The organism is Ruegeria sp. ANG-S4, from assembly GCF_000814005.1.
Classification (GTDB): Bacteria; Pseudomonadota; Alphaproteobacteria; order Rhodobacterales; family Rhodobacteraceae; genus Ruegeria.
On the sequence record NZ_JWLK01000001.1, the window covers coordinates 1,103,052 to 1,126,949 of the forward strand.

Here is a 23,898-nt window from a genome sequence, read left to right on the forward strand (position 1 = left end):
CTCAATCCTCAGATCTGGGACGCAAGTTGGCGGGGTCATAAAGCGGGGCGTCGTGGACGGTCACGGGATAGGCTTGGTTCAGAAGCTGAACACTGAGACCCGTGCGCGGCGTGCCCATTTTGACAAAGAGCCATCCGAGCGATTTGCCGATGGTGTACCCGTATCCCCCTGACGTGGTCAGACCGACGGGCGTACCGTTCAGCAGAACTGGCTCGCCGCCAAGGATATCTATGGCATTGGCGTGGACCTCGGCGTAGAACAACTCCCATCGCGGAGGATAGGCCAACAGGGCGTCCCTGCCGATGAAATCACGACCTTCGGAGGCGACGAAACGATCAAGCCCGACATCATAGAGGCCGACATCGGTCGTCAATTCGCCACTTGCACGATAGGCCTTTTCCATACGCATCCCGTTGAAGGCATAGGAGCCCAAGTCAATTAGGCCGTGGCGTGCTCCCACCTCAAATAGCGCGTCGTAAACCTCGGCGATGCGGTTGAGCGGGGCGTGGAGTTCCCAGCCCAATTCACCCACAAAGGACACGCGCAAGGCGTAGCATGGGACCCCAGCCACCTTGATTCCCTGACCCGAAAGCCATGGGAACGCGGCATTCGTGAGCGCTACGTCGGTCAATTCGGACAGAATCTGTCGCGCGGCGGGGCCGGACAGGGCCAGCATGCCCCAATCGGCACTGCGGTTGATCATCTCAACGTCTTCGCCGTCGCGAATGTGACTTTTGATCCAGTCGAAATCCGGATTTGCGCGGGCAATTGGCGAACCTGTGAAAAAGCGATCCTCTGTGATGCGCCAGATGGTAATCTCCGTCTCGAACTTGCCTTTCTGGGTGAGCAGATGGTTGAGGCTCATCCGACCGTCTTTGCGCGGGATGCGGTTGGCTGACAGGCGATCCAGAAGCTTGCTAGCATCTTTGCCGGTGATCTCGAACTGCGCGAAGGCACAGAGATCAATCACACCTGCCGCTGACCGTGTGGCCTTCGCCTCTCGCTGGGCGTTGTCGTGCCAGGGCTGATGCCCCCAGCCGACCTGTTCGACGTCTCCAACCTCGCTAAAATAGCGTGGGCGTTCCCATCCGGCTATCTCCCCAAAGACCGCGCCTTTCGCTGCGAGCCGGTCATAAAGCGGGTGCCGCCGCAGGGGGCGCAGGCTGTCGAACAGCTTGCCGGGGCAGGGGGTATCGTGGCGGCGCATGAATTCGTCCTTCGTGCGTTCCACAATGAAATGGTCAGTTGCGAAATCCCCGTAGCGGCGCGGGTCTAAGCTGCGGGTGTTGATGGCCGCCTCTCCATGCACCATCCAATCGGCCAGGACCTTGCCCGCGCCACCGCCCCAGGCAAGACCAATGGAGGACCCACAGGCCAACCAGACATTTGGTGCGCCGGACGGGCCGACAAGCATACCGCCATCGGGCGTGTGGGTGATTGCGCCGCGCACAACGCGTTTGATGCCAAGGTTTTCCAGGATCGGCATTTTGCCGAATGCGACCGTCAGGAAGTCGCCGATAGAGTCGTAGTCGGCTTCGAACAATTCATTCTCTGCCGCCCAAGGTGCGCCTTCTGGCATCTCCCAGACTGTGGGGCAGGTGTGACCTTCGTAAATACCGATCAGGCCTGATCTCTGCTCTTGTCGGATGTAGCCGCCAAACTCGTTGTCGCGCATCACTGGCAGTTCCGGGCGGCCTTCGAATTCTGGCACCGTGTCGGTGACCAGATAGTGGTGCAGGCAAGAGACCGAGGGGATTTTCAGCCCGAACCATTCGCCAACTTGATTGGCATAGGAGCCAGCGGCGATGATAACGTGGTCTGCTGTGACGTCCCCTTTCTCGGTCCGAAGGAGCCACTGATCGCCTTTGCGGCTGGCACCAAGCACCTGGTTGTGACGGTCGATCTTTGCACCCCGCGCGCGGGTTGCGGCGGCCAAAGCCATAGTCACGCTTGAGGGGTCGATATGGCCGTCCTCGTAGGTGCGCACGGCGACCTTTACGTCGTCGACCTTGTAAAAGGGATTGATCTTAGCGACCTCATCCGGGCCAACAAGGTCCATCGGCAAATCAAGCAGCTTGCCAACGCCCATGATCGACTTCATCCAGTCGACCTCGTCATCCGTGGTTGCGATGCGAAGACCTCCGACTTCGTGCCAACCGATGCTTTGGCGGGTCTCATTTTCAACGCGCTTGTAGGTCTCGATCGATGTCTTGTTGATCCAGCCCATCACCCGGCTGCCCACAGCATGGGCGATCTGGCCCGCTGCATGCCAGGTGGAGCCGCTGGTGAGCTCGGCCTTTTCGAACAGGATCGTGTCAGTCCAGCCGTTTTCCGCTAGTTGAAATTGGGCGGCCACACCCATGATGCCGCCGCCGATTATGGCTACTCGCGTGCTTCGGGTCGTGTCCGACATCAGAACGCCTCTTTTGCCGGAAAGAGGGAAGCGCGTGCGGCGAAGCGGGTGCAGGCGATTTCCACTTCGAAGCCGTCAACGACTGCTTGGGTGTTTAACCGATCGAGCGGCGCATTGAACTCGGCGAGCGCAACGGAACGGTCGAAACGGTAGCTCCATGAAGCTGAGGTGATCTGGCCCATGACTTTGCCGCCATAGTAAATTGGCTCGTCGTGGATCGGGATGGCGTCGGCGTCTTCAAAGAGCAAGGAAACGATGCGGCGGCTTGGTGTGTGATCTGTCAGTGCTTGCTTGCCAAGAAAGTCGGTGTCCATTGCGCAGAACCTGCCAAGCCCGGCCTCAAGAGGATTGGTCCCCGGGGTCAGTTCGTGCCCAAAGGCGCGGAAACCGCTTTCAATGCGCAAGCTGCCGGTCGCGAAAAGCCCGGCATGGGTCGCTCCTGCTGCGACGAGCGCCTCATGAGCCGCCATTGCCATGTCGGAAGGGATGTAAAGTTCGTAGCCTTCTTCGCCTGTATAACTGAGCCGCCCGACCCATCCGCGGGCCAACCCAATCTCGACTGGGGCAAAACCGAACGGTTTCAGCTCGGGCAGAGGCGCAAAAGACGTTGCCTGCAGGACTTCGCGCGCTTTTGCTCCGGCGAGGCCAATGACTGCGTAGCCGCTTGTGAGATCGGAGAACTCGACCCTCGACGCCCCCTTCGTTTCGCGCATCCGTTTGATGACACGCACGACTTCGCCAGCGCCGGTGATCATAAGGTAGGTCTCAGGTCCGTGGCGCTGAACAGTTAGGTCGCTTTCGATGCCGCCATGTGCGTTGAGGATTTGAGTGTAGGCGATCCGCCCGTCCGCAATGTCCATTTGCGCGCAGCAAAGTCGGTTCATAAAGGCGCAAGCATCAGGACCTTGCACCATGATCTTGCCAAATGCCGATTGGTCCAGAATGGCCGCCCCGCTGCGGCAGGCTTCTACTTCGCGACCCACCTGTTCGCGCCAGGCGGGCACACCAAAGGTTAGCGGCAAATGCGCGGCCTCTCCCCCGAAATGCACGGCGCGTTCCCAGCCGCCGCGCGCCTCAAACCAGGCGTCTGCCGCGACAAGCCCCGCGTGAATGGGAGAGCGGCGTTGGCCCCGAGCGGTGTCCATCGTGCGGCCCGGGTAGGGGTTGTCGTAGTGGCGGCCCAGCACCTCGGGGATGCGGGCCTCCAAAGCACCGAGGACGTTCATTTCTGGGCTGAAACGGCGGATGTCTGCCTCGTTCAGCTCCATCGTCGGCTCGCCCGCGATGATCCATTCTGCCATCGCTTTGCCAGCGCCACCTGCTAGGGCGATGCCGGTGGAATTCATGCCACCCATCAGGAAGAGGCCCGGGACTTCGGGGCTTTCGCCCAGCATGAATTGGCTATCCAGTGTGAAACTCTCGGGTCCGTTGAGCAACATGCGCACCTCGGCCCGTTCCAATGCGGGAATGCGGCGGAGTGCATTTTCCATCATCGGCATGAAGTGGTCCCAATCCTCGTCCAGCAGATCAAAAGAGAAGTCGGCTGGCAGATCCGTGGTCGAGATCCCCTTTGCGTGGGGTTCGAATGAGCCCACCAGAAGCCCCTCGACATCGTCGCGGGCATAAAGATAGGCGTCCTGGTCATTGAGCGTGGGTAGATGCGCACCGCGCCCGAGCGCCTGCACATCTGGAAGGGGTTTGGTGAGGATGTAAAAGTGCTCGCAGGCATAGAGCGGCATATGCGCGCCTGCCATCTGCGCCACCTCTCGCGACCAAAGACCCGCCGCAATCACCACTTCTTCGGTAGCGATAACGTGATCATCAACCTCAACGCCAGCAATGCGCCCGCCGGCCTTGCGCAAACCTGTCACCCGGGAGTCCTCAAAGAACTGCACGCCCCTAGCCTTCGCCCCCTTGGAGAGCGCCAAGGCCACCTCGGATGGGTTTACGCGACCATCTGCTGGGGACCAGACGGCGCCAATTACGTCATCAACCTCTATCAGCGGCCAAAACTCTTTGGCGCGCGTGGCATCGACCACCTCGGCTTCGAGCCCAAAGGCCCGGCCCAAGGAAACCTGGCGTTTGATGTTGGTCATCCTGTCGGGGTTGGTGGCCAGCGTCAGCGATCCGGTCTGACGCCACCCGGTCGCTTGGCCGGTTTCCTGTTCCAGCTCTTTGTAAAGTTCGATGGAGTAGTTGATCAGCTTGGTAAGCGTGGCTGAGGGGCGCAGTCGACGGACCAGTCCGGCGGCGTGCCAGGTTGTACCGGACGTCAGTTTTGAGCGCTCCAGAACGACAATGTCTTTGCGCCCGGCCCGGGCCAGGTGATAGGCGATGGAGCAGCCGATGACGCCCCCGCCGATTATCACTGTTTGTGCGTGGGTTGGCGGGCTCACGGCAAAACTCCTTCGTGGATCATGTCAGACAGCGTGACTCTGAACGCGTCGAGGGCCTCATCCACAAGTTCAGGCGTATGTGCTGCTGACGTGAGGCCGGAGGTATAGGCCATCATGTCGATCCCCCGCTCCAGCATGCCATCTCGGTAGGCTTTCACCATCGTCTTCGGCATCCCGCGAATTTCTGCTGGGGAAAGACCATCAATGGTGGTCCGACCAAAGAACACGTGGAAGATCGAACTGTCCCCGTAGGCGTGCCCGGCCACCCCCAGATCAGCCAGGGTATCATTCATGCCGTCCCGCATCCGAGTGGCCATTCTGTCGGCCCGTGCCTGCGCCTCTCCCGTTGCGAGCAAGGGCATCGCCGCGCAGGCCGTGGCGGCGACCAGCGGTGAGGCGTTGAAGGTTCCCTTGTGGCTGACGGCGGGCGCAAGGCCATCGTGTTCGGTCAGGTTGTTCATCAACTCCATGATCTCGGCGCGCCCGCAGACGGCACCGCCAGGTAGGCCGCCAGTGACGATTTTCGCAAGTGTTGTGAGGTCAGGGACGATAGTGTCCCGCGCTTGCCGTCCGCCGGGCGACCAGCGAAAGCCTGTGATGATTTCGTCAAAGATCAGCACCACCCCTGCTGCGCGGGCGACGTCATGCAACGCGCGCAAGGTCTCGGTTTTCAGAGGCACCGAACCATAGTTTGCGCCAGAGGCTTCGATAATCACGGTCCCGATTCGGCTGTTTTGCAGGGCAGCCTTCATCGCGTCAGGCGTGGCAGCGCACACATCGATCAGGTTGTTGATCTCCGCTGGAATGCCAAGTGACGTCGGCGCGTTTTGACCCGGTTTGGTGCCCTTGAGAACGTGATCGTGCCAGCCGTGATAATGACCATCGACTCGTAGGATGTGATCTTTTCCGGAAAAGGCGCGTCCCAAGCGTAGGGCCAACATCGTCGCCTCGCTGCCGGAGGCGGTGAAGCGCGTGCGATCAGCGCAGGGGAAGAGCTGGTTAACCCACTCGGCCCATTCAGTCTCTGCCCCATGACAATCAGCCGAAAAGAGCGACCGCGCTGCTTGTTCTTGCACCGCTTGTACGATGACCGGATGACAATGCCCCAGCAACTGGCTGGCGCTGCCCATTTTGAAATCGATGTAGCGTCGTCCTTCGACATCCCACTTCTCGGCGCCCTTGGCGCGTTCGATGAAGACTTGGTATGGATCGCGGTAGCGCAATTCGTGACTGACCCCGCCGGGAAGGGCGGACCGGGCGCGGAGTGTTTGGCGAGCGTTTGTCATCCGGGCCGTCCAGTCTGCGCGCGGGACAGACGAATGTCGAATTTGGCGCGAAGGGCGCGATCCAGCGCATCCGGGATGTGACTTGGGAAGTGGCTCTTCAGAATGTCTCGCGCGTGTTCGCGGGCAACATCGCCGACCCGCCGCGCCCCATCCTCTTGCCATTCGCGTGGTGCGCGGCGGTCGCCGACCTCTGGATAAAAATAGTCCGATTTCATCCTGTGGAATGTGTGTTGTTCCCCCAGATAATGACCCTCTCCCCGACAGACCTGTGCAATGACGTCGGCTGCGATGTTCTCTGGCGTGGCTTCAATGCCCCGGATGGTACGCAGGATGTTGCCCAACAGATCATTGTCGCTGACATAAGCCGCGTGGCTAACCCCCAAGAGGCTCGACATCATGCCCGCAGCCTGCGTGACGATGTTGGACCCGGCATGGGCGGCCATCGTCACGGCCAGCGACTTTTCTGCGCCGTATTGCGCGTCCAACCGTTTGGCGTCTGTGATCCCCGCAATGGAACTGGTCGGCAGGTCCCAGTGGCGGCCCATCTGCGCGGCACCTGCCATAAGGATCGCCTGTTCCCCACCGCCGCCGCTCATGGAACCGGTGCGCAGATCGGCGACCAGCGGCTTAGGGGCGAATATCGCCTTGACTTCGGGGGCGACGAGTCGGGCGAAAACAAGCCCTGCAAGTGTTTCCGCCATGGCCTGAACCAGAGATCCGGCAATGGTGGCTGGGCTGGTGGCACCGGCCTGACCAGCACTGATCAACTGCACAGGAAAACCGGCCTCAATGGCACGCTCCAAAACCTCGCAGGCTTCTTCGGCAAAGCGCATTGGGGGCACGACATGGCACACCATCACCGTCAGGAAAGGTCGGGCGCGAAATTCGTCCCGCCCACCGGCAATGTCATAGCAAAGCTCCGCGATTGCGGCGACGTTCTGTGGTTCGGTGATCGAGATCGAGACATGTTTCGACGTGCCTGCCAGACAGGCATAAGCCGTGTTCAGATCCATAGCTGCATTGTCTTCGATATCCCGTGCAACAACAGACCGGCTGAAGTGGTGAATGTTGTCCATCTTATCGACGATGCGCGCGGCATCGTAGAGGTCCTGAAGCGTCGATTCGCGATATTCGTGGGTCTCCAGGTCGAACACACCCGGCGCGGCCCCACCCGTTGACATATGCACGCGCGCGGCTTCAATTTTCAGGTCTTGCGCGGGGTCCTGTCCGCACAAGGAGAACCCACGTTGTGCGCCATCGATGGCCCATCGTACCAGTTCGCCGGGAAATAGCAGGCGACCATCCTCGGTCATGTGCCCGCCGGCTTTCGTCACTTTCGCAACGATAGACGGCGTCGCCTGGCTTAACCCCAAGGTTTCGAGCAGCGAAAGCGCTGCACCTTCGATGCGCGTAACTTCTTCGGGTGATAGAGGTTTTAGCCGGCCAGCTTGGACGCCCGGCCAAATCGGAGGATTGGGTTCCAGCTGGGTGGTTTGAGCCAATCGGTCTTTGCGTCCGCGCCGCCGGGAGGTCTGGGTCATCGAAACATGAAATCAGTTCTTCTTTTCATCAGTCTCACAGAAAAAGCACTGTTTACAAAGGCGTAAATCTCAGGAATTAGTTAGTTTCACTCAGCTATCTGGATCACATGACGCCATCCCTTCCCGCTCTTCGCGCTTTCGATGCCGCCGCGCGCCTTGGCAGTTTTCGAGCTGCTGCGGAACATCTGTCTGTCACGCCGACGGCGATCAGTCATCATATCCGAGGGCTGGAGGATCAACTGGACACCAAAGTCTTTGATCGCATCGGCCGCGCGGTCGTTCTGACGGAGGATGGCCAAAGGCTCGCGGAAGCGACGGCACAAGCCTTCGACATCTTGGAGGAGGCAGTTCGCACGCTAAACCAACGTTCTCGGAGGGTGGTGCGGCTCGTGGCGGGACCGATCTTTACTGCGCGTTGGTTGATGCCGCGTATGAGCGACTTCTGGATTGAACACCCTGATATCGAACTGGAGGTTCTACCGTCATTCCAACCCGGTGAGTTGGCCTACGATAACGTCGACATCGTGATCCGCTGGGAACGCATGGGCGAACAACGAGAAAACGCCATCAAGCTGCTCGAGTTGAGCCCGGTTGCAATCGCGTCCGCCGAATTCGTGGCTGCCCGTGGCCCGATTGATGAGCCGAGCGACCTAATCGAATTGCCGCTGATGCATCAACGGAATCATTGGGGTTGGCTTGATTGGTTTGCTGCAATGGGGGTGCCGGTTAAGAACTCCTTGCGTGGTCCCGTCTTTGAGGACGCCAATGTACTTTTGCGCGGTGCTGCAGAGGGCCAGGGAGTAGTCGTAGGATGGTTGCCCTTGATCGATCAGGATTTGGTGGAGAAACGGGTTGAACGACTCTTTGATGAGACGATTCCACCAACCCATGCCTACTTTCTTGAGACTCGGTCGTTCGGTGCATCCCGGCAAGAAGCACGTAAAGTCGTTGAATGGTTCACAAGGAATTAGGAAGCCAAGCGTCTGCCTAAGCGCCCCGCAGGTAACCGACCGCCTCTCGCTCGTCTACTCGACTACAAGACAGGCTAGTTCTAAATCGGCGCACTTGCGAGGTAGGTTTTACAATCACGCTTTGCAAAATCTTCAAGGGATTGAGCGGCGCGTGTTCGCTCTGTGAAATGCCTAGAGATTTGTTTAAACAACTAATGGCAGCAATGCGATTTGCGGATACAGCATCCAAACAAGCTGCTCAAGGTCCGCTATGGGCCGGTCCTTGACGGTGGCGCAAGCCCGAGGAAGGGTGAATGCCGCTCTGAAAGAAACGCCAGCTTGGAGGTCGAAATGAATGATGGATCAGCAAGTTCCGGGCCAATACTGAGGTTGTTCCAAGTCCAAACTAAGCCTGGCCGTGCGGGTGAACTGATCGCGAAATTCGGGGTGACTTCCGCGGAAGTTGTGCACGGGCACCCCGGGAACTTGGGTTATTTCTTCGGCCACGGTGTCGGCATGGATGACGACTATGTCGTCTTTACATCGGTATGGCGCGACATCAAAGCGGTGCAAGCGCGGTTCGGGGAGACGTGGCAGGTGTCCTTCCTTCCCCCAGGCTACGAAGAGCTAATCGAAGAGTGCTCTATCCGCCATATAGATGTGGGGCAAGGCTGGCATTTGGACCTTTCCCAGGGAACTTAGGTGGGCAGTACTGGGACATATTAGTTTCTACAAAGTCTCTACCGCGATGGTCCGACAGGGTGGGTTTTCGCGGTGCATCGAAAGTACGGTTTGGTGAAGGTCCGAATTGGGCCGTCTGCGTGAACAGTTGACAGCGGGGCAGGGGCGTGTGCTGCAACAGAATCTAGGTCTTGAATGAGCCCAAACCCTGCAAGCTCGCGCAATGCAACGAAGGGCGGCTGTTAAGTGCCCCCCGCCAGAAGGATGACGAAGGGCGTGACGCTCAAAGAGCCTTGCGGAACGTTACCTTGTCGTCTCCATCAGCCCAAAAGTCGCGGATGCGGGCTTCTTCTTCGTAGCCGTTTTGGGCGTAGAACTTGCGGGTGAGGGCGAAGTCATCCGTCCCAGATGTATCCACGATCAAGATACGTTGCCCTTTGTCTTTTAGGTGCCGCTCTGCGGCAGCGACTAGTGCGGTCCCAATCCGCTTGCCTTGCAGGTCTGGACGCACCCCGAGAGCGAGCATGTTCCAAGTCCCATCGGCAAAATCTTCGGGAACTGTGTAGCAAAAGCCCACAGCTTCACCATTGATATGGCACGTCAGCCAAAGCGCTTCCGTTTCGCCTGCCAAAGATGGAGCTAGCATATCTGGAAGCATCTCGCTTGGGAAAAGCTCAGTCCCATCCAGGACGGCTTTAAGCCCTGCAATGTCGTTGGCTGATGTGGGTTTAATGTTTGGATTTGTCATTCTCTGGATATCCTTGTCGGTTGTCGTATTGAGGGTTAAAGGAGCGAATGCCGAGCCTCGTGGCGCGGTCGGGTCGTCCGTTTTCGGATTTGATAAACCGCCTTTTCTTCAGGCAGTCGAAAAGCTCCAGCGAGCATCAGGCCAGCACGTGGCCGTCGCGCGTGAAGCAGGAGATTTCGCACACTTTGCAGTTCTGCATACGCTCGAAGTGGATCGCGCCACCCTGCGCAAGAACGTGCAAAACACGCTGTTCGTGTTTTGAGATATTCAAAGGATTGTCTCGTGAGTTTATGTCAGCCGAAAGGGCTCCCGGCATCGCGCTCGGAAGTCTTTTGGTTCAAGTTGGTCCTGTTTGTTGGACCTTAGCGGCGGGCCGCAATCGTAGACATAAAATCTCCATCGCCCTACATCTACGCAGAGCGTTCCAAGGAGATAACGTCATGACGTTCATATCGCAAGCGGATGTTGAAAAGCGCTAGAGCAGTTGCAGCTTCATCTCGCCGACTGTAAGTTCGCATAGCTTTTGAATTTGCATCTTCAGCAAGTGGCAAGAATTACGTGCTGTGCAAGCAGCATCGGATCCTACGCTGAGAGTCCGTTTTGGTCCGCCACCTGCTTTTTAAGCCGCTCCAAGTGTTCGCAAGTTCACAGCCCCTTATTCATCAGGTCTTTGATCTGCGCCTCGGAAGTACCGGCAATAATCCGACCGAGCTCTTGTTTGCCTCTTAGAACGATCAGTGTCGAACGTCTTGGAATACTACGCGAAACAGTTACTTCGTGGCTTTTGTAAGTATCCCAATCTACTTTGACGAAGGTCATCGCCGCGTCGTAGGCCGGGTTTTCTGCGCGGATGACATTGATCACACGTTCTTGGCGCCTGCATGTGCTGCACCATGTCGCGGAGTAGTCAACGAAAACTGTCCTTCCGTCCGCGAGAGCATTCTCGATAACACCCGGAGTATACTCGACGAATAAGTTGGCCAGGGCTCGCATCGGAGCAAGCGCAGCTGCAATGCCAAGTAAGATAATCGAACGTCGTTTCATCCTAATATTCCTTTGCTAAAGCGAGACTGAGAGATCCTGCAGCCAGACAGGCATGATTTCCAGCAACCAGCCCTCGATGGTATGATGGACTTGAAAAAGCAGCATGGCTCCAACCACAAAAAAGGTTGCGCCGATGATGGGCTTGGAGCGCATCGCCAGACCGCGTAGCGCCTGGGCGCGCTTCTGAATTGCGTCGCGGGCACCTAAACCCAGACCGATGATCAGGGTTGAGACACCCAGCGCAAACGCGCACATGATCAGTGTGACGTAGCCGAGATCTTCACCTTGTGATGCGATTGCGATTGCACCGCCAAGGGTCGGTCCAATACATGGTGACCAGACAGTCCCAAGCAGCAAACCACCAAGGAATTGGCCGCGTAACGTGCCCACCTCAAGATCATTGAAATGTGCATCTGCACCAGCGGCGAAACCTGCTGTTGCCATCTCAAACCGCCTTGAAAACACCGGCACCAGCAAGATCAGCCCGAAAACTATCATCAGAACGGCGCCAATTTGAGCCAGAAGATCGTGTGTTAGGCCGATACTGGCGCCGAACGCCGTAACGAAAACACCGAAAACTACGAATGAAATGCTCATTCCAGCCGCAAGCGCGATTGGTCCCGCCTTGTTTGCATTCAATGCGCCCACAAGGACGATGGGAAGAACCGGCAAGACGCATGGATTGATCAACGTCAGAAGCCCGGCAAGATATGCAAAAACGAATTCCATTGTGGACGTGGCCCGGTACTGCAAGGATGGTTTATTATAGTCCATAACAAGAGCGTATTGCGAATAGCGTGGCGCAACAGGCCTTCACATTCACTTGTTTGAGAACCTATCTCCAGCACCCATTCGGCCTGTACTCGGCTCCGATCCGGAAACTGGGTTCAGGCGACAGATTTTATGAGGTTCCAGAACGAAATACGTTCATTTGGCGGGCAGTTCAAACGAGCCGCCCGCCTCCGCATCAAAACGGATGAATGCGAGGCCAGTTTTCGTCTCCGGCGGCGATGTGAGTTGGGATGTCTGCCTGCCACAGTTCCTGTGCTCTGGGATGAACCTGAATGAACAGCGTACCATCTACAACCTGCCAAACGTTCGGATCACCCGGTGCCTTATAGCCTTGGCTGGCCGCCCAGGAGCAGTAGCCATCATAGGCGGGCGCATAACGCTCGGGGTCGGACGCAAACGCATCCCGGTTCTCCTCCGTTGCGAAGTACCAAATTGCGCCGTTCCAGAAATGATTTATTCGCGCCTCACCGGCGACCGGGCCGTCATTGTGATACGAAACTGTATCAAAACCACCTATCGCAACAGCGAGTTGGTTGCCGGCTTGAACCGGCAGTGAAGCCAGCGCAAAAGTTAATGCGGTAGCCAGTGTTGCAATCAGTTTTGCCTTCATTGGTGCCTCCATTTTCAATGCCAAAGCGGGCATGTAGAAACAAGAACGTAACGCCACGTAACTGATGCACCAATGACACTTAGGCGAAGTAGATTTGATCGGTTTGACGGTTTCGTGGCTGGACCGTGAGGCGCAGCACGCTAAGCACTTCAAATTGAGCACGCGGCGCGCGGACACAAGGGGCCTCGTTTTCGATCCTGAATAGAAGACAAAACTTGTATCAAGCCCGTGATACGTTCTGTTGCATACTTTTTCCCGGTAACACCAGCAGGTAACGTCAGTGAATGGCTGGGTCCTTTCCGACAAAAGATACAGAGAACCGGATCGAGGCTTCGAGCTCAGTTTCGCCAACTCAGCGATGGGCGTGAACGGATGAATTCGAACGATACTGACATGTAAACTAGAGCTGATCCAAGCTGCCCGTAGTCCAGCGGATTTATAACTCCGGCTATTTTGGCAGGTACCTCTCCGACCACGTGTCTGCGTCGGTTGTACTGCTGCCGATCAGCAGCTTGACGCGCCATGACCGGATGTCGCGCTGCCTCGAAGATTTGTAGTGAGTCTGGTTGGGGACCGAAGGAGCAAAGTGGTTGAAATATTGTCATCGGTTGCTCAAATAATACTCTTAACCCGTCCTTAAACGATTTTTGCATCCCAAAGACCAAGGAATGGCCCATGTCCGACGCGCTACTGTTTGAGGCACTCGAGCTGATCAAAGCCGGAAATTTCCGACCCGGCGCAGAAATGGAAGAGGCGCACCGGATTAGTCAAAAACATGAAGGAGATGCGCGGTTCGACTGGGTGCATGCCTTGGTTCATCGGATTGAGGGCGATGCCGCCAACGCCGAGTATTGGTATGGACGTGCAGGCAAGACGCGATATCCCGGATCGATAGAAGAAGAATGGCAAATCATTCAAGCGGAAGTCGAAGGAACTTGACGCGCATGACTTCGAAAGAGCGGCGTCGCGGCGGTGTAAGGGTTAGTCAACTTCAATGTTGGTTATTGATTGTGTCCAGCCCAAGTTGCTGTAACCCGAACTTTTAGACCCTGCGGGATTCTGATGTTGTCGTCAGTGCGCCGGGACCGCAGATCCACCTAGAATAGAAATACAGGCGTGCATTCTATATTAAAGGCAATTCGAACACCTATCGCGGGGGAATGGCAATTGAGAATAACGCGTTTGGGGGCCAATGGCCCGGAGGTTTCGCAGTTCGGGATCGGTGCGATGTCTTTCTCCGGCATTTATGGTGACGCGACAGTAGAGGAATCCCACGCGGTTCTGAACGAATGCCGCTCTGCTGGTGTGACGCATATCGACACGGCCAACGTCTACGGAAACGGTCGTTCAGAGGACATCATTGGAAAGTGGTTTGCAGACAATCCCGGCGCGAGGTCCGAGTTTATTCTGGCCACCAAGGCCGGTATAAGCCGCAATCCGGATCGCCGCTTCAACAACGATCCCGAGCATCTGGAAAGTGCGCTGGATGCCAGCCTGCAGCGGCTTGGTGTTGACCATGTCGATTTGTTTTACGTTCACCGATACGATCGCTCGCATAGCCCCGAAGACGTCGCGGGAACTTTGAAGCGTTTGATCGAGAGCGGCAAGGCAAGGGCCGTCGGCCTGTCTGAGATCGCGCCCGCAACGCTGCGTCGCGCGTGGTCTGAGTGCCCCATTGCGGCGGTGCAGTCCGAGTATTCGCTGTCGACACGTGCCCCGGAACTGGGGTTGCTGCAAGCCTGCACTGAACTCGAAACTACGTTTGTCGCATTTTCGCCGGTCGGTCGTGCGTTCCTGACAGATGCACCATTCACCTATGAGCGTGCCCAGCAAATGGCCTTCACAAAAGGCAACCCCCGGTTTGTCGAGCCCAATTACTCAGCCAATATCCTTGCGACCGACAAGTTTCGGGCGCTTGCCGCTGAAATGGGCTATCCGGCGGCCTCTCTCGCGATTGCATGGGGCATTGCGCAAGGGGAAAACGTGGTGCCCATACCGGGTACAAAGAACACGGCGCACCTTGCCGAACTGATCCGCGGTACTGAGATTGACTTGTCGCCCGAAGACCTCGCGCAGATCGAAAGAGTTCTTCCGGTTGGATGGGCCCATGGTGACCGCTACAGTGCTTCTCAGTGGGAAGGTCCAGAGCGGTATTGCTGAAGCTAAGGGATTTTGAAACCGGTCTGTCCGAATGCGAACTGGCGATCCTCGAGGAAATGCGATCGCTTAAATTGCGACGTTGCGTTATCGTCACGGACACGAACGGCGATGGCACTCCAGATCAAGACGAGGTTCAGGTTGCTCAAGACGCGGGCGTCCTTCCGCTCAGTAACGGCTAAACCTCTACGGCCAATCGCGACCCAACCCTCCCAGGGCCGCCAAATTTGAGGTGAACTGCCACGGCGTTGGATGTCGGCTCTGGGCCGTCACTGGTAGGTGGAGAAGCCGTCAATGAGGCGTTGAAGCTCTGTTCGACTACTTACCTCGACTTTCTCGCAGACTCGTCTCAGTAGTAGCGCAGCAAGTACCGCGCGACGTTCAGTGTTTAAACCGTATTAATAATTTGTTCCTCAAAATCTCAACTCTGCGTCCCGGGCGAAGTTGTTTCAACAAAGCGTGTTTCGTTGACGAAACAACTTGTATACGTTTCAGTAAAAACGAACTTTTATGCTTGCTTGTGCATCGGGAGTTGCCTGAACGGCGACCTGACTGGCCGACATCAGTAGAAAGAGCTCTCGCGTAAATTTCGGAGGAAACCCGTGGCCAAGAACCCTGTATTGATTGATAAACATCCTGGGCGCAATTCCCAAGCTTACGGGATCGCGCGTGAACTTGGCACGGATGAGGAATTGATCCACGCGCCCTCTATTGGCGTCGTGGGGACGAAGGGCGACAGCCAGTGCTATCTTGGAGTGCAGCCGAAGGTAGAGGCGATTCACGCGGCACTGCGAGACCAGATTGGCAAAGATGCCGGCAAGATCGCTATGCGCTTAGTCCAGCCAGAGTACTCCATCGCAACGTCCGACGGCATTCGCAATGGAACCCGCGAGATGCGCTATTCTCTCATTGGACGCGAAGTGACCAATGATGTGTTTTCCTTGCACCTCTCCGCATCTGGGCTGGGTGGAACAATCGCTGTAGTAGCATGTGACAAACCACCGGTTGGAACCTTGGCGGCATTGCTCGAGCACAACCAGCCCGCCATCATGATGTCAGACGGTTCCATTCATCCCTCTAGAGACCCTGAAACTGGTGAAATGCTTGATATTATAGCAGCTTACCAGGTCGCCGGAAGTGAGGACGCCGCTTACCGCAAGCGTATTGCCTGCATTGCCTGCCCAGGGATCGGATCATGTGGAGGAATCTTTACCTACAATACCATGCAAACCTTCATCGGCGTCCTGGGCATGCAACCTTTACACATGGTGGCGCCGCCGTCGGACGATCCTCGCCGTATGGAAGAGTTTCCATCGCAATTGGTGGGCTACCTTGCAAATCTGATCGAAAATGACACACGGCCGAGGGACATCGTCGGTCGCGACTCGTTGCGCAACGCGCTGACTGTCGCGATGGCTATCGGTGGCTCAACCAATGTTGTTCTGCACGCCCCCGAAATAGCACGCGCAGCAGGTTATGCGAACTTCTGGAAGGACATTGTAACCCCGGAAGAATTCAATGAATGGTCGCAAAAAATCGTCCCGGTTCTGACCGACGCGCGCCCCTATGGCCTCTATTCTATGGTGGACATAGACAGGGTTGGAGGTGTGCAGGTGATTGTGAAGGAATTGATAGACGCAGGTATGGTCAACGGCGATGCGCCAACTTGTACAGGTGAAAGCTTGGCTGAACAGGTCGACCGATTGGGCGCCGTAGTGCCGGATGGAAAAGTTATCTATCCCGTTTCGGCCCCGTTCAAGGAAACCGGAGGGCTGCGCCTGCTAGGTGGAAACCTGTCGCCCGAATTCGGCGCCATCCTGAAGCTGGCCGGCGTGGAGCGAGGCCTCGAGAACAACATATTCAAAGGTAAGGCGCGAGTCTTCGAAGGCGAGGCCCGCCTGCTCGAGATGCTCGATACCAACCCAATGGGTTTCGAAGACAATGACATGATCATTGTCCGATACGAGGGGCCTTCGGGTGCACCTGGCATGCCGGAGATGCTGGATGCTACAGCGAGGATCACAACTCTGTGTCGCGAGCGAGGGATCACCGTGGCCCTTATGACGGACGCGCGCTTCTCGGGCGGATCAGTAGGGCTGGTTATCGGCCATGTTGGGCCGGAGGCGGCACTGGGAGGGCCAATAGCTTTGATCAACGATGGCGACGAGATCATTGCCGACCTGAATGAGAACGAACTGAACGCGCCGGTGCTGGAAGATGCGGACACTGTCGCCGAACGCCGCGCGCGGTGGGAAGCAGAAGTAGCCGAAAACGGAGGCGTTCATCCACATTGTGGGGTTGCCGACACCCGTCTTCTGCATCGTATGAGAAAGTCCGCAGTGCCTGCAGTACAAGGCGGGGGTATACACTCAGGCCGTGAGTTGTGGCTCAACGCACCCAGAGAACCGGTACGCTCCGGATTTTCTCCCACAAATCGTTGGAGAAAATAACGTTGCGGCAAGTGGCCTTTAGCGGGTTTTGTCAGAAGGCCTTTGGTTGATCGGGGCAGGGTTGTTGCGTAGCTTTTGCCCATGACCAACCCTGCCTCTTTCAAGTACTTCAAAACCAGCCCCGAGATCATCCGCCTTGCGGTGATGCTGTACATTCGTTTCTGAACGAGGTCGGTATTCCCAAGTATCCGACGGGTGAACATGTTCCGGGCTTGCCGGGGCTTTGGTTCAACGGCTTTAGGCCCGAGTTCCAGGGTTACTTCTATTCAGCCGCAAAAGGTGCTCAACGGATTGGAAACGGTATTCTGTCCGAGGCTGAGACGTTGGTACGCGATCAGCCTTCGCGTCAGGCCAAGCTTGTTGCATAGTCGCAAGCGATGGACGCGTTGGCGGTGAACGCGAAATCATTGCCGCCATCGCTCATTCGCTTTTCGAGGTATGAACATGACCCGGAACACTTTTTCTGAGCGCCTTATGTCCATGTCGGATGAGGTGTGGGAGCGTCATGCAAATCCTTGGAGCGGATGGAGCCGCATCACGATCCCTCCGCTCTTTGTTGTTGCCATCTGGAGCCGCGCTTGGCTTGGGTGGTGGTCCCTTTTACCTCTGGCGCTGGTTTGTTTTTGGACATGGTGGAATCCGCGCGCATTCCCCAAACCGAAAAATCTCGAAAATTGGATGTCCAAGGGTGTGCTGGGCGAACGCATATGGATCGCCCGCAAAACCGACCCTATCCCAAAACGTCACAGGCGGATGCCCCATATTCTTGCAGCTGCTAGTGGCCTTGGTCTGCTCACACTCACATGGGGTCTTTCGGTCTTGGAGCCATGGCCAGTTGTTGCTGGCCTCATTGCAGTGATGGGCGGTAAGCTCTGGTTCCTGGACCGAATGGTCTGGCTTTTCGAGGATACGGGTGGGTTTGACAGGACGCGTTAGCTAATCCTTTGGGTGAACATAGACCAGTGTTGGATCGTCATCAGGCGTCGGGGCACTCGCATCCAACACGCATCCGATCCGCTCAGCCAGTCGAATTGATGCTGTGTTGTCCGGGTCAATATAGCTTACAGCCCGCGACCATTTCAGGTCTTTATAAGCATGAGTTCCAAGCGCGGTCACAGCCTCAGCAGCAAAACCTTGGCCCTCGTCTTCAGTCGACCAAATAGACCATGTGAGCTCTTTCTCGGGCCATCCGTTTGGATACCACGGACCAGCCATACCAATAGCTTTTTGAGAGTCTTTGCGGCAGATCACAAAGGGCCCCGTTTGGTGAAGCGCCCAATGCCCAAGAAAAACTGCATAGACACGCCAGGCAAGATCGGTCTTGCCTTTGCCGCCACCGACGAACCGAGCGCGTTCTAAGGTAAAGAAGGTGGTCCAGCCAGCTAGGTCATCAGATTGCGGTTTGCGAAGGAACAGGCGTTCAGTTTCAATCATAGCGATCACTTCGATAAGTTCATTCATTCAGTCGAAGGCACCAGCCATCGTTGTTCGTAAGCTCGAGACCCAACACGGCTGATGTGTGTCAGTCAAACTCGGAAGCGGGCGTTCCAGGTTTTAACACGCGCGGCATGACGCTCCTCGTAAGGGGCTTTAAAACTGAGCTAGTCCTTTCTCAAACTGCCAGGGGATTGCAAAGCACTCTGCTGAATGTCCGATTAGGGCCGGAATGACTATTTTCTAAAATTCCGAATTCGCAGAGGCCATCTAGACCTTTAGACAGAGTTCTCAGTGTGCTAGTCAACTCATCCTATACCCAACATTTCTGAGGGTTACGATCCGCTGACCTTCGGATCCGATTTTGCGCCTTAGGCGGCCAACGTAAACGTCGACGACGTTGGTTAATGGATCTTCGCTCATGCCCCATACGGAGTTGAGGATGCGCTCTCGGGACAGAACCCTGCCCACATTAGTCAGAAATAGCAGAAGAAGATCGCGTTCTTTTTTGGACAGTTGCACCTCTTCGCCAGCTACGGATACGTGAAGGGAGCGCCGGTCGAAGCTTAGGGTTCCACATGTTATGACGGACTCCCCAAGATCGTTGGCATAATTGTTGGCACGCCGGTACAGGGCCTCAACGCGCGCGATAAGTTCTTCGAAATCAAAGGGTTTCGGTAGATAGTCGTCAGCACCGATTTTAAGCCCCTCTATCCGTTCTTCGGGGCTGTCAAGCGCGGTCAGCATCAGGATGGGGATTTTCGATTTACGGGCACGCAGTTTGCGGCAGACATCCTGCCCTTGAATTCCCGGCAGCATCAGATCCAAAAGGATGACATCGTATTCTCCGGTAACCGCGTGCTCCAGCGCATCTTCCCCGCTTGAGGCATGATCGACCGTCCAGCCTTCTGCGGACAAACCACGACGGATGAAATCGGCAACGCGTACCTCGTCTTCCACAAGTAGAATATTCATGCCACCCTCAATTCACTTGGTGCTTCTTTCCATCACAACGCCAAAAGGAGTATGGCCGCTTCGGTTCTGGAAACAGAAATTCAGATATACAAAACAACATCAGCCCGTCTCTCGCCACGTATCATGTTGCACAACTTTCATCCGTGGGCCTTTGGGCAGTGTTAAGACAACTTTTAAACCGCCCTCTCGACGGTCTTGCAGATCAACGGTTCCACCATGGGCTTCAACGATTGACTTAACGACAGGAAGGCCAAGACCACTGCCCTCGATCCCCTGGCCCGACGCGTTCGAACCTCGGTAGAAACGATTGAATGCCTGGGACTTTTCTGCGGCGTTCAACCCTGGCCCGTCATCTTCGATCGTAATCGAGTAAGAGGCTAGGCCTTCATCCAGCTTGGCCTCAATCGCAGGGCCGCCATAGCGTCGGGCGTTCTGCAGCAGCGCAAGCAATGACTGGCGCAGACGGACTTCGTCAACCGAGGCGTGAACTTTGTCCGCGGGTGTTTCGACCTGTACCGGTTCAGGGAACATGGCGACCGCGTCGTACAATATTTTTCGCAGGTCGATCTTCCTGCGATCAAGGCGAAGCTGGCCCGCCTCGAAACGGGCAACGGTCAGCATATCGTCGACAATCTGATTGGTGTGTTTTGCAGAATCCCGGATACGAGCGAGGGAATCCGAGACCTCTTCTGACAGTTTGTCGGATGTCCTTAATGTTACATCGGCCTCTCCAAGTATGATCGCCAACGGTGTGCGCAATTCGTGACTGATGTCGGCCATCAATTGCTTTCGGTTCTCTTCCCCGGTCTCGAGTTTATCGATGAGCTGCTGAAGCTCGGACGTTCTTGCCGCGACAGTTTGCTCGAGCTGTCTGTTTTGTTCCGCGCGGCTGGCTTCGCTCGCAGCCAATCCTTCGGCCATGCCGTTCAGAACCACGCCAAGCTCCCTGAACTCACGGCTGCCACCTAGATTCACAGGCTCGGAATAATCGGCCCTACGAAGGTGGCCAATGGCTTCAGCAAGTCGGATCAATGGCTTTCTGATCTGGTGATTAAACGAAACAAGGGCCACCAGAAGCACTCCGATTGCAGCCGCGACAATCATGTAGACCAATCGCTTGTTCCATTCCCGGAAAGCTGTGGCCTCGGTCAGAACGTCTTTAACTTCCTCGATTTCCTCGTCGAGCGCGGACTTGATTTTTCGGTCCAGTTCGTCGTCGATATCTCCGTCCAGAAGGGCTGCCAGACGTTCGATGCGAACGAATGTTTCAATAGGGCTGCCTTCTGCTGTGAGGCTGGCAATGGCTGCGTTAACGGATTCGATATCGTCTTCAATCTGATCGAGCAGTTCCAGTTCTTCGATTTCCTCATCACCAACCATTTGGATTTCACGCGCAATGACATTGCGAATGTCTTCAAGAGTTTGCGCGATTTTGACCTGTAGTTCCGCTTCCCGGGCGCCGTCATCCCGATCCCCTATCAGAAGCGCGTCCCCATGCTGTTTGAACAGACGATAAAGGTCTGCTTCTAGCCGGAGATGGAGCCCATAGGACTCCTGGGCCAACAATATCCGGGCATCCCACCAGCGGGTTTTTTCCAGACTGTAAAGGGTCAACCACGCAAGCCCGCCCAGAAACCCGACAAGAACAGCGGCGTATATTCCGAACAGGGTGGATGAGCGCATATCAAATGACCTTTGAATTCTCATGCAATTTAGACGGGGCGGAGTCGTCGGCCAATATGATCGTGGCCGAGGAAAGTTTTCGAAACGTCGCAAGCAGTTCAGCCACCTGATGTTGACAGGCAATCCATCTGATCGATGCAATCACGACAACTTCGGCGTTGCCCAGTACGGCGCGGGCAAGATCCAGACGCAAAGTCTGATCAGTTGCCAACCCGTGACCGTTTTCCGCGACGCGCTGGTCGAGCCCTTCGGGGGCCCTAAGCAGGTCGGATAGACCCAAATGCCGCAGTACCTTCGCGATCCTGCGGTCACTGGGGCGTTTCCTGCACATCAAAGTCGCGGATCGGCGCAAACTGCCCTGAAGCCCGATATGAGTGTCTCCAATAAAAGCGAGTTTTGGTGTGACTTGCTGATCATCATAGCGAACTGCGATGCCCTCATGAGTGTCATATCCCGCGACACATCGCGCGAGCCTGCTGGCATTTGGCCCCCTCAGCTCCGAGACGCTGTTCGGTCGAGCAACAAATCTAACAGGCGTTCCGTCAAGCTCTCCGGTGACGTCAATACCCATGATATTGGTCTGTTTTGCGATTCTTCTTTTTACCGTTGGCTCTGAAAGAAGCCGTTGAGCTTTCTCACGCGCGACTTGCCAGGCGCAGTAATAATCCCATGCGCTGGCGAGTTGTTGTAGAGGCAGAGCGATCAACGCCATCACTGCAAGACAAGCTGCCACGGTTGCAGGTGCGATGCCTGTTTCGCCGGCCCGCCAAAGCATCAACAGACCCGCGAACGCCACACCCAATTGCAGGATTACTTGAAGGCCGGCCACATTGCCACGGCGCGCAAGCGCATCATTGCGCAGTGACACACCTTGCGTGTCCAGCTTTTGCAACTCGCGGTCTGTCCGACCCATCAGATCGAGTTCGGGGGCAATCGGAATCCGCTCGATAATGGAGATCGCAATGTTGGCCCGGCGCTGGCGCAGTCTTTGGTGCCTATGCTCAAGATGCCGGGCCAACGCAGCTGCCAGCAGCAGCGACAAACCAAGAGCTACCACGCCACTGACCGCAAGCGCGGGATCGAGACTATAAAGGATGAATGCCGCGCCCGGGATCACAACTGCCGCAGAATAGACGCTTGGTAAACCGCGCCCAAACCAAATCCGGGCAGCTGACAAATCACCGACAAACCTGAGAGATAGCGCACCAACCCGGCGCTTCTCATGACGTGATTTGGGAAGTTGCGCGATTTGCTGATACAACACGCGCCGCAAAGAGATCGCATAGCTTTGGCCAAGAGCTTCTGCGCGATATCGGGACAGAAACAAACACGCGGCGCCGACCACTCCGGAGATGGCCAATTGCATTACAGTCTTTATGGCAAGCGCATGTCCCGCGTGTATCGCCCCAAACGCTTCCCGTGTCGCGAAAGCAGCAAAGGCTAGTGCAATCGCCTGAACGACGCTGCTTGATACCACGAGGACCGCATCGATGATGCGGTCCCGTGCGACCAACCTGGGTAGGGGGGTCATGCGGCCACGTTCTCTGGTTCATGCCGCATCAGAGGGGCAACATGTTGTGCGATCATTGCAGGCGACCAAAGATCTTCACGCGACAGGATTGGGCACCCGGTGGCTTCAAACGCTTCAGCTGAAGCGAGGGGTGAGCAACTTACCCGCCCGGAAATCGCAAATGGGCTTAGCCCAACTCGTCTCAACACAGTAATGCCGCCCAATGCGCTCAGCGCGTCTGGCACTGCAAACAGGATGCCATCCAGACGATCCCGAATGTGAGAGGATTTAAGGATTGCGCGCGTTTCCTGTTGGAACACGCCGTCTGCGATTTCTACAACCACCACTTCGGCCCCTCGCAATGCGGCTGTAGCTATAAGCGTGTCAAAGCCCGTTTCGATCTTCTCCAAAGACATGCGATAGGTTGTCGCCATTCCTACATCCGTAAAATCAAGCGCAACCGCGCCTGCATCCTCAAAACTGTTGAAATCGCCGAAGGCGCCGGTGCCTGTGGCTTTTACACCTGCCACAGAATACCCCGCGCGCATCAAGCCATGGCCAAGGCTTGAAGCAGCGGTTGTCTTGCCGGAGTTCATCGATGCCCCAAATACGCCGATTACGGTTACCCGGTCATTGGCAGACAATTGTGGCAGGGCGTAATCCGCGATATTGATCACTTGATCATTGGCGTTGGTCAGAAGCCCGAGGGGCTTCAGCCGCGTTGGTTCTTCCATTCGGATATGCGCGGCATCCACCCGGCCCGCTACACCACCACCCGCAACCAGGTCAATGAGATCATCGTCGACAACAGCACTGGCAAGGAATTGATCCGGCGCATAGCGATCACCCAGACACAGTACCACAAAATCGCCTGGGTAGCTGGTCGAAACTCGCCGCTCGGCGAGCTGTATTCTCTTGTGGTGCCCGATCTCGACGATCTCGCAGAGGATCAGATCGCCTGCTTTTGCACTGCTCGTCTGAGTGTTGAGGCCGTGAACATCCGACCGAATAACGCGGCGGGTTGTAAATGCCCATTTTGCGATTTCGCAAGCACTTAGGGGGATTGGGGAAAACTGTGTCATGCTTTGCTCCGTGGCTGACGTGTCCATGGTTTCATCTTGGCAGCACCGTGTGAGAAAGTTTGCAAAGGTGCATGAAGGGGCGTGGTTCGATTGAATGAACAGCAGATGAACGCGTTGTCTGGGCGGGGAGCTTAGATTCGTAGCGG

General features: G+C 56.4%; 20 protein-coding genes and 2 pseudogenes. 8 read left to right on the top strand and 14 right to left on the bottom strand.

Annotated features, from left to right (window positions below; genetic code table 11):
• Position 1 precedes the first annotated feature (1 nt).
• Genes RA28_RS05645 through RA28_RS05660 form a run of 4 tightly spaced genes read right to left on the bottom strand, consistent with a single transcriptional unit; the run spans position 2 to position 7,636 of the window.
• Entirely contained in the window at positions 2-2,413 is a 2,412-nt protein-coding gene (locus RA28_RS05645; protein WP_039524421.1) for an FAD-dependent oxidoreductase, read from the bottom strand.
• Positions 2,413-4,809 (bottom strand): GcvT family protein, encoded by a 2,397-nt coding sequence (locus RA28_RS05650; RefSeq protein ID WP_039524423.1) that lies wholly within the window; start codon positions 4,807-4,809, stop codon positions 2,413-2,415. Before RA28_RS05650 ends, RA28_RS05645 begins: the two co-directional genes overlap by 1 nt.
• Positions 4,806-6,095: an aspartate aminotransferase family protein gene (locus tag RA28_RS05655; protein ID WP_039524424.1), complete on the bottom strand. Its 1,290-nt coding sequence runs from the start codon at positions 6,093-6,095 to the stop codon at positions 4,806-4,808. Before RA28_RS05655 ends, RA28_RS05650 begins: the two co-directional genes overlap by 4 nt.
• Positions 6,092-7,636 carry a trimethylamine methyltransferase family protein gene (locus RA28_RS05660; protein WP_039524426.1) on the bottom strand — a complete coding sequence of 515 codons (1,545 nt, stop codon included), beginning with the start codon at positions 7,634-7,636 and terminating at the stop codon, positions 6,092-6,094. Before RA28_RS05660 ends, RA28_RS05655 begins: the two co-directional genes overlap by 4 nt.
• A 107-nt stretch (positions 7,637-7,743) precedes the next feature.
• Here RA28_RS05660 and RA28_RS05665 point away from each other — a divergent pair, with 107 nt between their 5' ends.
• Together RA28_RS05665 and RA28_RS05670 are read left to right on the top strand one after the other, a co-directional pair.
• Positions 7,744-8,607 carry a LysR family transcriptional regulator gene (locus tag RA28_RS05665; RefSeq protein ID WP_039524428.1) on the top strand — a complete coding sequence of 288 codons (864 nt, stop codon included), beginning with the start codon at positions 7,744-7,746 and terminating at the stop codon, positions 8,605-8,607.
• Positions 8,608-8,937: 330 nt separating this feature from the next.
• Positions 8,938-9,288, top strand: a complete 351-nt coding sequence (locus RA28_RS05670) for an antibiotic biosynthesis monooxygenase (RefSeq protein WP_152612013.1) — start codon at positions 8,938-8,940, stop codon at positions 9,286-9,288.
• A gap of 262 nt (positions 9,289-9,550) precedes the next feature.
• Here the strand turns inward: RA28_RS05670 and RA28_RS05675 are convergent, their stop codons facing one another.
• The 5 genes and pseudogenes from RA28_RS05675 to RA28_RS05695 form a co-directional block, all read right to left on the bottom strand.
• Positions 9,551-10,015, bottom strand: coding sequence for a GNAT family N-acetyltransferase (locus RA28_RS05675; protein ID WP_039524431.1), 465 nt, complete (start codon positions 10,013-10,015; stop codon positions 9,551-9,553).
• Positions 9,996-10,331: pseudogene (locus RA28_RS22460) on the bottom strand (YjhX family toxin). The gene RA28_RS05675 and the pseudogene RA28_RS22460 overlap by 20 nt, the downstream one beginning before the upstream one ends.
• Before the next feature lie 329 nt (positions 10,332-10,660).
• On the bottom strand, positions 10,661-11,059 hold the full coding sequence (locus tag RA28_RS05685) for a thioredoxin family protein (protein WP_039524434.1): 399 nt from the start codon (positions 11,057-11,059) through the stop codon (positions 10,661-10,663).
• A gap of 15 nt (positions 11,060-11,074) precedes the next feature.
• Positions 11,075-11,833, bottom strand: a complete 759-nt coding sequence (locus tag RA28_RS05690; protein ID WP_342585415.1) for a cytochrome c biogenesis CcdA family protein — start codon at positions 11,831-11,833, stop codon at positions 11,075-11,077.
• 193 nt (positions 11,834-12,026) lie between these two features.
• Entirely contained in the window at positions 12,027-12,461 is a 435-nt protein-coding gene (locus RA28_RS05695; RefSeq protein WP_152612014.1) for a YHS domain-containing (seleno)protein, read from the bottom strand.
• Between the two features lie 675 nt (positions 12,462-13,136).
• On the opposite strand from RA28_RS05695, the gene RA28_RS05700 reads away from it, so the two are divergent.
• The 6 genes and pseudogenes from RA28_RS05700 (at position 13,137) to RA28_RS05720 (ending at position 18,004) form a co-directional block, all read left to right on the top strand.
• Entirely contained in the window at positions 13,137-13,400 is a 264-nt protein-coding gene (locus RA28_RS05700; RefSeq protein ID WP_039524437.1) for a hypothetical protein, read from the top strand.
• A 228-nt stretch (positions 13,401-13,628) separates the two neighbouring features.
• Positions 13,629-14,621 carry an aldo/keto reductase gene (locus RA28_RS05705; protein ID WP_039524438.1) on the top strand — a complete coding sequence of 331 codons (993 nt, stop codon included), beginning with the start codon at positions 13,629-13,631 and terminating at the stop codon, positions 14,619-14,621.
• A 599-nt stretch (positions 14,622-15,220) separates the two neighbouring features.
• Positions 15,221-17,068: a dihydroxy-acid dehydratase domain-containing protein gene (locus RA28_RS05715; RefSeq protein ID WP_052261282.1), complete on the top strand. Its 1,848-nt coding sequence runs from the start codon at positions 15,221-15,223 to the stop codon at positions 17,066-17,068.
• An 81-nt stretch (positions 17,069-17,149) separates the two neighbouring features.
• Positions 17,150-17,230 (top strand): annotated as a pseudogene (locus RA28_RS22975) (IS6 family transposase); the annotation flags it as partial.
• 50 nt (positions 17,231-17,280) lie between these two features.
• A complete protein-coding gene (locus RA28_RS22930) occupies positions 17,281-17,436 on the top strand; it encodes a hypothetical protein (protein ID WP_206539613.1) in 156 nt (51 codons plus the stop codon).
• Between the two features lie 76 nt (positions 17,437-17,512).
• A complete protein-coding gene (locus RA28_RS05720) occupies positions 17,513-18,004 on the top strand; it encodes a DUF6653 family protein (RefSeq protein ID WP_039525925.1) in 492 nt (163 codons plus the stop codon).
• On the opposite strand, the gene RA28_RS05725 is transcribed toward RA28_RS05720, so the two are convergent.
• The 5 genes from RA28_RS05725 to RA28_RS05745 all read right to left on the bottom strand — a co-directional run bounded on the left by RA28_RS05725 (position 18,005) and on the right by RA28_RS05745 (position 23,752).
• A complete protein-coding gene (locus RA28_RS05725; RefSeq protein WP_039524441.1) occupies positions 18,005-18,529 on the bottom strand; it encodes a GNAT family N-acetyltransferase in 525 nt (174 codons plus the stop codon).
• A 276-nt stretch (positions 18,530-18,805) separates the two neighbouring features.
• Positions 18,806-19,477 (bottom strand): response regulator transcription factor, encoded by a 672-nt coding sequence (locus RA28_RS05730; protein ID WP_039524443.1) that lies wholly within the window; start codon positions 19,475-19,477, stop codon positions 18,806-18,808.
• Positions 19,478-19,576: 99 nt separating this feature from the next.
• On the bottom strand, positions 19,577-21,160 hold the full coding sequence (locus tag RA28_RS05735) for a sensor histidine kinase (protein WP_039524445.1): 1,584 nt from the start codon (positions 21,158-21,160) through the stop codon (positions 19,577-19,579).
• A 1-nt stretch (position 21,161) separates the two neighbouring features.
• The gene (locus RA28_RS05740; RefSeq protein ID WP_039524446.1) at positions 21,162-22,691 is read right to left on the bottom strand and encodes an ABC transporter transmembrane domain-containing protein; all 1,530 of its coding nucleotides are present in this window, start codon (positions 22,689-22,691) and stop codon (positions 21,162-21,164) included.
• Positions 22,688-23,752 carry a DUF1611 domain-containing protein gene (locus RA28_RS05745; RefSeq protein WP_152612015.1) on the bottom strand — a complete coding sequence of 355 codons (1,065 nt, stop codon included), beginning with the start codon at positions 23,750-23,752 and terminating at the stop codon, positions 22,688-22,690. The genes RA28_RS05740 and RA28_RS05745 overlap by 4 nt, the downstream gene beginning before the upstream one ends.
• Positions 23,753-23,898: the final 146 nt, after the last annotated feature.